The organism is Pseudorhodoferax sp. Leaf267, assembly GCF_001422405.1.
Taxonomy (GTDB): Bacteria; Pseudomonadota; Gammaproteobacteria; order Burkholderiales; family Burkholderiaceae_C; genus Pseudorhodoferax.
Genome location: NZ_LMMV01000021.1, coordinates 465,644 through 477,719, shown reverse-complemented (window position 1 = coordinate 477,719; position 12,076 = coordinate 465,644). Strand labels below are relative to the sequence as shown.

12 protein-coding genes are annotated in these 12,076 nt (G+C 58.1%); 1 reads left to right on the top strand and 11 read right to left on the bottom strand.

Going from position 1 to position 12,076, the window contains the following annotated elements:
- Positions 1–87 precede the first annotated feature (87 nt).
- A complete protein-coding gene (locus tag ASF43_RS30880) occupies positions 88–1,119 on the bottom strand; it encodes a helix-turn-helix transcriptional regulator (protein ID WP_056184344.1) in 1,032 nt (343 codons plus the stop codon).
- A gap of 130 nt (positions 1,120–1,249) precedes the next feature.
- On the opposite strand from ASF43_RS30880, the gene ASF43_RS19290 reads away from it, so the two are divergent.
- The gene (locus ASF43_RS19290; RefSeq protein WP_162241830.1) at positions 1,250–2,560 is read left to right on the top strand and encodes a serine hydrolase; all 1,311 of its coding nucleotides are present in this window, start codon (positions 1,250–1,252) and stop codon (positions 2,558–2,560) included.
- Positions 2,561–2,799: 239 nt separating this feature from the next.
- On the opposite strand, the gene ASF43_RS30875 is transcribed toward ASF43_RS19290, so the two are convergent.
- From ASF43_RS30875 to ASF43_RS31265, 10 genes are all read right to left on the bottom strand, one after another.
- A complete protein-coding gene (locus ASF43_RS30875) occupies positions 2,800–3,780 on the bottom strand; it encodes a RimK family alpha-L-glutamate ligase (protein WP_156373421.1) in 981 nt (326 codons plus the stop codon).
- Positions 3,708–4,385 carry a hypothetical protein gene (locus ASF43_RS30870; RefSeq protein WP_162241829.1) on the bottom strand — a complete coding sequence of 226 codons (678 nt, stop codon included), beginning with the start codon at positions 4,383–4,385 and terminating at the stop codon, positions 3,708–3,710. The genes ASF43_RS30875 and ASF43_RS30870 overlap by 73 nt, the downstream gene beginning before the upstream one ends.
- A 16-nt stretch (positions 4,386–4,401) precedes the next feature.
- The gene (locus ASF43_RS31270; protein ID WP_162241828.1) at positions 4,402–4,581 is read right to left on the bottom strand and encodes a hypothetical protein; all 180 of its coding nucleotides are present in this window, start codon (positions 4,579–4,581) and stop codon (positions 4,402–4,404) included.
- The gene (locus tag ASF43_RS30865) at positions 4,578–5,012 is read right to left on the bottom strand and encodes a hypothetical protein (protein WP_156373419.1); all 435 of its coding nucleotides are present in this window, start codon (positions 5,010–5,012) and stop codon (positions 4,578–4,580) included. The genes ASF43_RS31270 and ASF43_RS30865 overlap by 4 nt, the downstream gene beginning before the upstream one ends.
- A gap of 152 nt (positions 5,013–5,164) precedes the next feature.
- Complete coding sequence (locus ASF43_RS30860; RefSeq protein WP_156373418.1) at positions 5,165–5,728, bottom strand: hypothetical protein; 564 nt, start codon at positions 5,726–5,728, stop codon at positions 5,165–5,167.
- Between the two features lie 584 nt (positions 5,729–6,312).
- Positions 6,313–6,648, bottom strand: a complete 336-nt coding sequence (locus ASF43_RS19285) for a hypothetical protein (protein ID WP_056184341.1) — start codon at positions 6,646–6,648, stop codon at positions 6,313–6,315.
- 11 nt (positions 6,649–6,659) lie between these two features.
- Entirely contained in the window at positions 6,660–7,862 is a 1,203-nt protein-coding gene (locus ASF43_RS30855; protein WP_156373417.1) for a hypothetical protein, read from the bottom strand.
- A gap of 484 nt (positions 7,863–8,346) precedes the next feature.
- Positions 8,347–9,465, bottom strand: a complete 1,119-nt coding sequence (locus tag ASF43_RS30850; RefSeq protein ID WP_156373416.1) for a PIN domain-containing protein — start codon at positions 9,463–9,465, stop codon at positions 8,347–8,349.
- A gap of 825 nt (positions 9,466–10,290) precedes the next feature.
- Complete coding sequence (locus tag ASF43_RS29985; RefSeq protein ID WP_082497976.1) at positions 10,291–11,304, bottom strand: DUF2332 domain-containing protein; 1,014 nt, start codon at positions 11,302–11,304, stop codon at positions 10,291–10,293.
- 194 nt (positions 11,305–11,498) lie between these two features.
- A complete protein-coding gene (locus tag ASF43_RS31265) occupies positions 11,499–11,936 on the bottom strand; it encodes an AAA family ATPase (RefSeq protein ID WP_162241827.1) in 438 nt (145 codons plus the stop codon).
- Positions 11,937–12,076: the final 140 nt, after the last annotated feature.

Here is a 12,076-nt window from a genome sequence, read left to right as displayed (position 1 = left end):
CGGCCGCCAATGACGGCAGGTTTTGAACGTGGCGGTGCAGGATCCGTCCGTTCGTCTGCGCCCGCGCCTTCGTGAAGCGGGCGGGCTTCAGCGCGCGCGCCGCGCGCCGGGCGCCACGCCGAAGCGCCGCAGGTACGCCGCCTTGAAGCGCCCCGGGTGGCTGAAGCCGTACAGGCGCGCCACTTCGGCCGGGCGCAGCTGGTCGCCGCCAGACTCCAGCAGGGCGCGAACCGCGTCCAGCCGCATGGCGTGCAGCGCTGCCAGCGGCGTGGTGTCGCGGAAGCGGCGGAAGGCAAGGTGCAGCGTGCGCAGGCTGCAGCCGGCCGCGGCGGCGATGTCGGCCAGCGCGATGGGCTGGGCCGCATGGCTTTGCATGAAGTCCTCCGCGCGTTTGATGTGCCGCGGCACCGGCCCGCCGTGGTGCCGCGCGGCCAGTGCGTCCTGGTGGTTGTGCGGCAGGCCGTGCAGCAGGGTCTGAACCCACAGGTCGGTGAAGCTGTTGAGTGCGAGCGGGTTGGCGGCCAGGCCGTCGCTCTGCGCCAGCTCGTGCGCGAACAGCGTCATGAGCCGCAGCACGCTGGCGCCCGGGCCGGCGGACAGGTCGGCACAGGGCGCGAACACCAGCGGCCGCACCAACACGTGGCCCAGCAGCGCGGCCAGCATGGTCTCGACGCGCTGGGCGCTGACCCACAGGTTGAAGCGCGCATTGCCGTCGCTGCTCACGAAGCTGGTGCCGGGCTCGCCGCGCAGCACGAGGCCGCGCCGGCCGGCCGCCTGCACCTCCTCGCCCGCCGCGGTGCGCAATGTCAGCGACTGGCCGAGGATGGCGCTCACGCAGAAGCGGTCGAATCCCGGCGCGACGATCTCCACGTCGGTGGCGTGGCGGTCGGCCACGTAGGCGGCCAGCAGGTCGCCCACGGGGCGCATGGCCAGGCGCGTCAGCCAGCTGCCGCGCTCCGGCGCGCCGCGCGCCGTCAGCCCGCGGTGCAGCCGGTAGCGGTGGGTGTTGTTGTTGCTCGGAAAGCGCCTGCTGACGCCGGAGTCGGCGCCCAGTTCATGGGGGTCGTGGACATCGATGACAAGAAAGGTCTGGAGCAGTCCGGCAGGCAGTTGGATCATCGCGTTCCTGTCGGCCCGGTACGGGTGCACCTGGCCAGATTCTGCAACACAACGTACAAATTCTGCCGCCATTTGCCAGTTCCTGCAGACGCGGAGCGGCGCTTGCGGAGCGTCTGCGCATGATCGGCGCATGACCGATCGCCACCCCTGCACCCCGGGCCGCCGCCCGGACCTGCCCCGGCCTGCACGCCGGCCCCTTGTCGCCGCCGTCATGGCCGGCATCCTGCTCGCCGCCTGTTCCGGCGGCGACGACGGTGACGACCCGCTGCGCGAGGATGCCCTGCTCACGGCCGGCGTGGGCGCCGTGCGGGCTGGGCTCGAGCAGCAGATCGGGCACGAGGTGCCCTCGCTGTCGGTGCTCATCGAGACCCCTGGCGGCGCCTACTTCACGAGCGCCGCCGCGCCCGGCGCGGTGGTGGTCACGCCCGACACCCGGCTGCGTTTCGCCAGCAACACCAAGACCTTCGCCGCCGCCTCCATCATGAAGATGCACCAGGACGGCTGGCTGCGCTACACCGACCTCGTGACCGCCCACATGCCGGGCAGCACGGCGCCCTACCTGCCCGACACGCCCGACTGGAACCTGCCGTACAAGTCCGCCATCACGATCCGCCAGCTGCTGCAGCACAGCGCCGGCGTGTTCGACGTGGGCAACGACGCGGTGCCGGGCTCGGACTGCGCGGACACCTACGAGGACTGCGTGCTGGCGCGCGAACCCGACCACCAGTTCACGGTCGAGGAACAGGTTGCCCAGGCCGTGCGCTTCGGGGTGTCGTACTTCCCGCCGGGCACGGACCACCACTACAGCAACACCGGCTACGCGATGCTGACCGAGATCGTCGCGCGGGTGTACAGCCAGCGCAGCGGACAGACGCGCAGCTGGGCCGACTACGTGCACGACCACCTGACCGGGCCGCAGACACCGGTGCCGCTGCCGGTGCGCTTTCCCGACAGCGGCACCGACCAGGCGTTGCCCGAGCCGCGCGTCTGCGGCCGCGTGATCCTGCCGGACGCACCGGCCCCCGTGATCTGCGATGCCAACGTCAGCGCCAAGGTCGGCGAGGGCAACGGCATCGGCAGCATGCGCGCGTTGAACCGCTGGGTGCGCACGGTGCAGACGGGGCGCAACGTGCTCTCGGCCGAGACCGTCGCCACCATGCGCGATGACCTGTCGCCCGGCAATCCGGCCTACGGCCTGGGCACGCTGCGCGTGGAGAACCTGGGCTTCGGCCACAACGGCGCGACGCTGGGCAACCTGTCGCTGATGCTGTACGACCCGGCGCAGAATGTCTCGGTGGTGGTCTACATCCCGCTGTGGGACTTGTCGGACGGCCGCACCTCGTTCCTCAAGGTGTTCAACGCACTGGAGTGTGCGGGCTGGCGCGCGCGCGAGGCCTTCGGCTACCCGGGCCGACCGGCGTCGGCCGTCTGCCCGGGCTGAGGGGACCATCAGGCGCTGCAGCCTCGCGCGAGCGGCCCTTCAGTCGCCGCGCAGTGCCAGCACACCGGCCACCACCAGGCCCACGCCCAGCGCGCGCCGCGCTTGCTGCCAGCACTTGGGCCGGTCAATGGCTGGAATGCGCCCTAAGCGGGTTTTCGACTGTGGCCTGAAGCGGCCGCTGAAAATGGTCTTTTGGCATGATCGCATGTCCGTCAGCACACTATTCCTAGCGGCTCCAATCAATCTGCGCCAAGATAGTTTGCCAATGCTTTTGAGATAGCTCCTTCGGCACGCCTGTCATACCCTTGATAGGCGGGCATGCTATTCGCCTCCAAAAAGTACCATTCGCCCGTGTTTTGGGCTACCTTAAAATCAATACCAAGAAATGCGCAATCTAGTTCAGCACCAATTTGGGCGCAAAAGTTATCTACATAGCGAGGCACTTCAACGACTGCATGCGATTTATTCTTGGAAAATCGATAGTCAACATCACTGCTGAATATCGCCTCAGCAAAGGATTTTCCACCTACTGTGTGAACACGCACGTCAGGGCCAAATATGTACTGCTGAAACAGGGTCGGGCACCGCTCAATTAATTTTAGCCTAAGGAAGTCGCTTTCCTCGAGTAGCCTGGCGGTTGACTTGAATGCACTTGCCCCCTTGCAAATTACGCCCTGCTTATTTTCTGCAATAAATTGGGCTGCAGATTCCGGAGAATTCGTTACTATTGTTCTTGGCGTTCGGATGCCGTTAAGCCGTGCAATCGAAGTCAACTGAATAGAGTGAAATATCTTTGACAGGTTGCTAAGGTCCAATGAGCGTCCAATAATCCGCTCTAGCTTCGATACGCGAATCGCTGTCGCCAATTTAATGAAGGTATTGGCACACCGGGTGCCGGTGATGCTGTCTGGCGCTCCTGCGGATATATCATAAGCTCTGACGTACGCTGCCGAGAAATCATCTATACTCCACCGTCTCTTGGCGAAGTTAATGCTGAACGATTGCCGGCGCCAATCTAAATCAATGGATCCACAGATTAGCAATTCAGCCAAATCGACGACGACAATATCTAAAGATTCTTCCAAAAAACGATGCAACGTATAGCGAAATGTTCTATCGACGCTCGATCCGATGCAAAGAATTTTTCTCATCGGTAGTGCTTTGAAATTGCCTTGGCCACCGGTGTTGCATAAGCCTGGATAAAGTCTGCTGCTGGCCATGGATTGATTTCAAGTACCGATGGGTGGTTGTCTTCAACAACTACCGCAACAAAGGCAAAAACAATCCCTTCGTCCGCAAGATTCTTTAGAAGAGCTGGAAGTCTGTTGCGAATCTCTGAATTCTCATTGCCTCCCAAAATTGGGAGGATACTGTCGGCAACCAAAAGGAAGGCGAAGCAGGTTTCAAGAGCCTGATAGCCCTGGTTAAGTGAATATCCCTTCGATCCCAAATCACCAATCGAAGCGCCAAAAAGGCGCGAAAATCGCCACCCTAAATTGTAAAATTTTTTGGCCAAATAACTCAGATCAGTTCCCGGAAAAAGGCCGATATTGGATGGTCGATTTAAAACTGGAACCGAGAGCGAGGACAGCACTGCCCATAAGCATGCAGCGATCTCACTTTGCCGAAAGAGCGAAAGCGAAGCATTTTGATATGGACTCAGACGGTTGACTACGAGAGCATGGGTATGCCTATTAACTTCAGAACCTCGATGATTCAACTGGCATGCGACACTTTTCGAATTGCACGAAATCTCAAAAACCAATGAATCAAGCGATGGCTCGATTAGAAATTCATACCCCGCGCTAGTTAGCGGCTGCCTCATGGAGGTGGCAAAGACATCAGTTTCCGCAGCCAGAACCAATATTTTTCGCACTAGAAATCTCGCTTGTTTCTTTTGGCTCCGCTCTAGCAAAATATTCGACCCAAATCAGCGCTATTAGGTCCGAATGCGTCTTTGGCTTCTGATGTTCGTTTAAAAATGTTTCATCCTCGAAATCGGGGGGATCAATCAGAATCACTTGATTTTTCCTTTATTCCGAAGAAATTCTTCGACAATCTTCACATCAAAATTTGGTCCTAGTATGAGATCAGCGTCAGGTCTTTTGATAAGGGATGCGATTCGGCTATCGAGTGATTCATTGTTCTCTGTGTCTTCGCTGTTCTCTGAGTCTTCGCTGTTCTCTGTGTCTTCAGTTCTCTCAGAGTCCTCGCTGCTTTCAGAGTCTTCGCTACCTTCAGACTCCTCAGTCCCATCCTTATCTTCTTTGTTCTCACTGCCTTCGCTGTTTTCCGTGTCCTCACTGGTTTCGCTGGCTTCGGTGCTTTCGCTGTCTTCTGTAGTTTCGCTACCGTCTGTATCACCGGCGGCCGTCGTCACGCCCAGCCCAAAACGTTTCATCCCAAGCCGCAGAATTTCGGCGGTCTGCGAGTCTAGCTTTGGCTTAGTCATGTGTTCTCCTTGGTGTATGCGGCGAAAGAAAAGCGCTACTTGCCGCAACAGCAACGCCCCATGCTCTATCACTGGCTAATTGTTTTAATTCCGATGCTCAAAAAATAGCTCACCAGGTGATGAAGTGGTGCGCCGAAGCGACTCCCAGGAAATCAGGGGCGGCCAGCCATGGCAACTACAGCACCCAATGCGGTGCCAACTGCGACCCAAACTTTCGCGGCCATGTCGGCGTAAAGCTTAGTTGAAGTAAGAAAGTCTGCTTTCACCTTGGCTACCTTGTCCGTCAGCTCTGTAGCGTCCTGTGCTGCTCGCTTCGCCGTTTCGATTAGCTGCTGGGATCCTGTGGGAAGAAGGAAAACTTCCCGATCAAAGGAAAGATACTCCACAAAGAACCACATTGGCGGGAAGAGCCCCCAGAACAGGGCGAGAGCTACGAGAACAGGATCAGTAAACCAGGGTTGACCTTTGTGATCTCCCACAACATCGAACGCGCGAAGGAGGCCAAAGACCATGAGTACCAGCATTACGACGATGGCTGCATGTCTGCCAAATTCATACGTCTTGAACTGGAATGTGTGAAAGCCGAGCGTTGCATTCAAAAGTAAAAAACTCAGCGGGAGGGCCCACAGTAGAGTGAGAAACAGAATGCGACGACGTGGAACTGGCTGTGGCATCGAAGGCGCGTCAGCAGACTGTGGATGCAATGGTGTGCTCATCGGTGATTCCTACCGTTTAAGTTCACCGGCTTGGCCTGTTGCACCGAGGCGCGCCGCGTGAAGATGTTGCCACGAGCGCGTCCGCATGTCTTCATCTGTGTTGCCATTTTTTCTCCGCACGCGTGTGCAGTCCGTGCTAGCACCGTTTCCGGCACTCAGCGCTGTCTGATTGCTTGATCGGCTGCGTGCGCGAAATCGGCTCGTGCACTACCGCCAATGCGCCGATGGCCCCAATGGCATGGCGATGTGCGGGTTGGACAATAGACGGCTTTCCGGAGTTAGGCCAACGATCTGCATGACTGCTTATGGCCGACTGCGGGTCTCCACAGACGGCGGCAGTGAGCCCCCTGCCAACATCCCCGCCATGAACCCGAACTTCAGCGGTGCAGCGGTTGGAGCCGTTGCGACTTCAAAGGCGAACGAATGGTCTGCGCCTGTCTGTGGATGCTCAGGCTTTCGCAGCTTGCGTGGCGCGAACGACCGCACTGAAGTGCGCTGCGGTCATCCAAGTTTTCGTGGCTCGCCAGATAATCCGGCGGTCACGCCATTGGCATGGCGCCTGGCACCCCCAGCTAGCCCAGTTTTTAGAGTGCGTTCACCACGGTCACCGCGTCGTCTACTGCCTTATAGACCTCGCTCTTCGTTAGGCTGCTCGAAACTGTGCTGTTAATCACATCGAACATCGTCTGCGCTGTTGTCACCAGTCCTTGCGCGTTGAACAGTTGGGACTGAGTAACACGACTTGCGTCCTTCTGCCGGAATGTTGCCGCGCAATCCGCCACCTTCTTAGCCTGTCGAACCAGATCATTCCGGTCGGCTATAGCGAAAGGCGGCCTGGGGTGAATCGCCTGCTGCGTCTCGGTGTAGGTCAGTTTGGTAACGCTGGAGTATAGGTGCGCAGCGCTTGATTGGTCAGCCATGTTGGTCCACCTTAAAAGAGTTGGATGAGTGTGGCAACGTCTTCAGCAATCATCTTGAACTCCTGAAACCTGGCGTCCGCGATGGCTTGCTTGTCTTTTTCGGATGGGTTCATCACTAACTGGATAAGCGCTTCGTGAGATTTCGTCATCGCGTCGAACAGCGTATCGACCGCCTGCAGCGATTTTTCCCCGTCGACGTAGGAATACTTTCCACGCTCTGAGAGGAGTATTGAGCGGGAATATGCATCTCCCGCACTCGCATACCGCCTCTGGTAATCAGTACGTGCTTGAATCTGGGCGAGATTGCTGTACACGGCCCCAAGCATGGCGTCGCTGCCCGCAACCTCCTTGATGCTTGCGACGAGCTCCTGGACGTCCTTGCTTCGCCCTACAACATGCTTGCGTATCGCGTGAGCATCTTGCGCGTTTGCAGCGATCACCTGAAGGTCGCTCACGAACTTGCCCATGGCCGCAATGGCATTTGTAACTTTGGTCTGGGTCTCTTTACCCTCGGTGGACAGTTGCTTTCCGGTCAACTTGGTTATCTCACCCATCGTGTCGGTTATTCTCTTGGAGAGTTTTTTAGCGTCTTCAGCGACCTCGGATTCCCGCTTGACAGCCAGCTTTTCCAGCATATCCAGGTACTCGGTCAAGATAATAAGGTTATCTTTCACCAGAACAGCTGCAACAGGCTTGACCCGACCATACTCGGACTGCGAGATTGCATTGGCTACCGGCTGAACAGCGGTGGAGAAGCTGTCGGCCTCGGCACCCTTTAAACTCTTGAGGTGAATCGCGAGATTTTCCTCGACGGTGGCGATGCAGTTCGCTTCTTCTGCGGAGGCACAGGAGTTTCGGCAAGCCGCTTGGTTCGGGTTTGTGTCGCAATCTACCAGTTTCTTGCAGTCCTCCGGTACGGTCGCTCCGGGGACCATGCCAAGCGCCGCCTTTAGCTGCTTACTGAGCTCCGGGCTCCGCAGGAAAATGCGCTGTTCAGCAATCGGGCAGTTTGAGTTCGAAGCCACCTGGCTTGCTTTCAGCTTGTCTTGGGCATTGGCCAAGGACGCGGCCGCGTCCGCGACGCTCTTAGTGGCTGCCCGCCCAGCTGTTGCGTAGGTACTGGCAGCGTCCTTGTAAACAATGCTTCCACACCCTGTGAGCAGCAGTGCGGTGAGAGCGCAGCCTGCCCGATAGATAACTTGGCTCCAGCGCATCGGCATGTCCCTTCTGATGAATCTCTATGACCGCGCCTGGCGCGGTGGGCGCCATGCAACTCAAGCGGCGGAGCGGATGGTCGCTCAATGGCTCGCGGAAGCACATCCTCAGAGTGGAGGATGCGTCGCAGTGAACCGGGGCGGCGCTCAGGTTCCTACCTAAACCATATGGCAGATGCAAGCGGAAGCAACGCGCCGGGTGGTTGCGCTGAAGAGCCTTTCGGGGCATCTTCGGCAGCAGATGTGGCGGCCGAGAAGGACTTCCTGGAGTTGCCTGCCGCGCTCGAAGGCGAGGAGGTTGTGCGCGACTACGAGGCGGCGGGGCTCATGTTGCGCAGCTAGCAGTTCGACGATCCAGTCGATGAACAGGCGCAGCCGATGGCGGTTGGCTACGCGAAGGATGCAAGAGCGGCGCAGGAAATCATTGGCACCACTACAGGTAGTAGCGGTGTTTGCAACAAGAATGTTTGAGTTCGGGCTTTCGTTACCCTTGATCGGACACTTCTGGTTCTACCCACTCATCATCCCAGTCTCGCTCAAAGCTTGGGGAAACATCTCCGTAGTCAACGTCGTGATATCGCGACGACAACTCAACTTCTATCTCTGCTAATTCAGGGTTTTCAGCCTGAATATCCTCGAACGTAAACAGTACACGCGCAGTGACCGTCGCATTCGCGGTTTGGCTTGTTGAGCCAATTGGCACCATGTCTTTGTCGATACCATCTTTGATAGAAAAGGAGAAGCCTGTCGTTACGGAGTAGGTTATCTCTACGTCAGCCGCTACCACAATCACGTCTTCTTCCGGACGCTCAACGACAATTAATGCGCTGCCATCATCCTGTTCGTGGAACTGCACATCACCGACTTCGACCTCTTCCACGTCGTAGTCAAAACTGTAGGCAGAACTAGCTTCTGGTATGAAATCAGAAGTATCTACTGCAGCTGAAAGTCGATATCGGACTTCGGTCTCAAGTGCACCTCCCCGAAGCAACTGAGAGAGCTTATGGCATATCGCCGATGAACTCTGTTGAAAGTGGCCGATGGCCGCTGCGAGGTCTTTTACGCAGACTAGCCGGGGTGAGGTAGCGCAGTACGCGGACCAATCGTTGTCCTTGGAGACGACCAAAACTTGGCAGTCCGTTTCCTCGGCCCAGTGATCAAGCGCACGTAGAGCGATGGCATCAGGAAACTCATTCTTCTTGTCTGCCGTTTTTCCAAACGGCGCCTTGGTCGTGAAGTAGTCTTCGACCAAATCCTCAACTTTCACTCGCTCAGCATGACTGATGACCTCAATCCCACTGTCCGACAAGAACTTCTCAACGCGCTGCTCTGCAAATGAGGCAGGAGTTTGGCCATTAAACAGGGACTTGAGGATCGAATCCCGAAGCTCCGGCGCAACCTGCCAGGCGAGTCCGACTCCGCGTAGCGCTGATTTTAGCTTGCTCTGTTCTTCTGCTGCAGCTCTTGCTACATGGCCTATGACTTCTCGACGAATAACTTCGGCGAGAACGATTTTGACGTCTGTATCTTTGAACTGTCGCAGTCGAACGAGCAGGCCATGCTTAAAGCGATTGTTCTCGCCATCGAAAATGGAGGTGTCCATCGTCAGAGATTTGATGGTTCCATCATTGATTGCCGCCGATATTTCCTCCTCACTCAACCTCATGAAGTTCCTTTTTGTTCAAGAAGGTGACCAAGCCCGGTGGAGGACTCGAACCCATTGCCAGCCCATTCTTCCCGCCCTGTACAAGTGGCTGTCGCGGTCATCCGCCTGAATTCAGCAGTCATCCCTTGCAGAACATAGGCGGTGTAGCTGGGTCAGCCGGTACTTGGCCAAGACGAACTTTAGCCGGGTTCTCCTCGTTCTCGGCGGCAGACGTTGGCTAAGAGGAAGACCATGGCCGCCTACAACCTCACGCGGTTACGCACTTTGGAACAGGTGCGTACGCAGTGCGCCACATGAGCAGCAAGAGCGCCGAAATCGTCCTGAGGCCCCGTGAACGACTGCGTCCGCCCGACCTGTCGGCCTTCTGATCAGGCGCAGGGTCGGGCGACCGCGCTGAATCGGATGCCAAGGTCATCGCACGTATGCATCGGCGGTATTTCTACGGCGTGCTAGCGCAGGAGCCGTCATCCGTGGCTTCGCGTTGAAAGACCGCAGATGGCCGGCAGCGGGTCTACGCGGGCTGGCGGTTGTGCGCCCCAAGCGGGTCTTCCGCAATGCCAGGAAGCAGCTGCTCAAGGTCAGAGTTCAGCGGCACTTGACTTAAACGAGCACCCGCGACTCCGGGCGATCGGTTGAGTGAGGTGTCCGCTGCAACGAAAGGTTGGGTGTCCGCTGTTGCAACCCACGCCACCGGCTACGGGTGTGTAGCCGCAACAGGCTTTTGAAGCGCCTTTGGTACGCGCCTTTGTTCTATGCCGGTACTCAAAAAACGGGCCGGGCCGGTTCATGACAAAGCCAATCGATGAACTGGCCGTGCGGGCCCGTAAATGCCACAGGAACACCGTTCATGGACAAAATGAAGCAGCCCTGGGGGACAGCGGCGCTCAACCGTGCGTCTATCTCCGGGAACACACCGTAAGCTTCATTGCTGACCCACACGACGTCTAGTCCCCTTATGTGTCGCACAAATGCATCTCGGTCTACCTGATTCAGATAGGACAGGACGGCCGAATGGAAGACTACGCGGGTCCCGCCACTCGGGGCAAGTGCGACAAGTTCAGGCAGATCTGTAGTGAGATTGCCAGGCGAAACTTGAGGTAGCGTCTTTTGCGCAATGTTGATAGCCGCGCCCAACCTTTCCATCCTCCCATTCTGGCCGGGCCAAACCAGCGATTCCAGCCACTTCACCTCAACTGGATCGCAAAGGTCGATCGGATGAAGGTCCAGCCCGCGGCGCCAAACCACTTTCGGCAACGCGTCTGGGATCGGGGTTGCGTCGCTCGCGCGGCAGGGGAAGACAGGGACGTTGCTGCACTTGAAACTGTCTGGGTAAATCCGCACGCGGCCGTAGTCGTAGCCATACCGATCCGGGAACAGGCACAGTCCTGCGGCGGCGCCGACTTCGATCAGGGCGAGTGGTCCGGGAAGCCGGGCGAGGACAGGAAGGATCGTGGCACATCGTCCGGGCTCGTTCGTCTGCGTGCTCCGAGCCAGCATGACGGCCCGGATCGACTCGGAGTGATCTAACACCAATTGCTCGAACTGATCGGCATCGCGGGCCGTACCGAAGAGGAACTTGGCGGCAGCAAGCAGAAGGTTGGGCTGCTGCTTTGGAATCGGGAGTGTGGAAAGGAACCGTAGCACGTCATCGGATCCAGCGATCTGACATGCGATTTGCTCGTATAGAGGACAAATAACATGCGCCTCGCGTTCAGCAAAAGTGCGATATCGCAGGCGGAGGTTTTCGGTCACTGTAGCGGCAGAGTTTGGACTCATGAAAGGACTCCGTATCTTGTGCGTAAGTGTTCTTGACGCTCAGCCTGTTGTATGTCGAACGCGCATTGGGTGGACCGGCTGAAGGTCCGGAGTGGCCGGACGTGGCCGTTCACTGGCGAGGTGTTCCGCGACTCGTTTACATGAAACGCCGAATCACGTTGGCTGCTTCGTTGGGCTGCACGGCGACGTGTCAACTACCACATCGTATGGGCGAGCAAACGCTGCATGTCCAAGTTGCTCTCGTGCCATGCCGGTCGCTCGGTCATCACGGACGCTTTTCCCTGTTCAAGGGTGTCGAGGGGGGCCTTGATGCCGACCAGGCAAAGCGAACGGGCTGACAAAACGTCGATGCAGGCCTGTAGCTCCTCTTTATCACGAAGCACCGGGTCTAGGATGATTTCAAAGTCAGTGTCGACAAGCCGGCGAAGTGTGGAACGAAGGTTCTTGCAGTGGATTCGATATGACAAACGTTGCTCTTCCGAACTTCGCATATCGCGACGCCTAGACATCGTCACAAACGCGTCCAGGGTCACATGAAATGCGGGGGTCGGGGCGCAATCCTGAAGCGCGGTCGCAGTGGTCGATTTCCCCTTGCTAGTCGGGCCGTGCAGGACTATGGCGAATGGTTTCATGGAACCCGTGAATGTCTGGTCTTGAGGGAATTCTGCCTCGCGAGCGGATGACTGCTCCTGGCCGCAAGCAGCCCACCCCAGTGAGTCCCGTGAAGCCCGGCACGTCGGCTGAGCCTCCCGGGTTTCGCTGCACTGCGCTC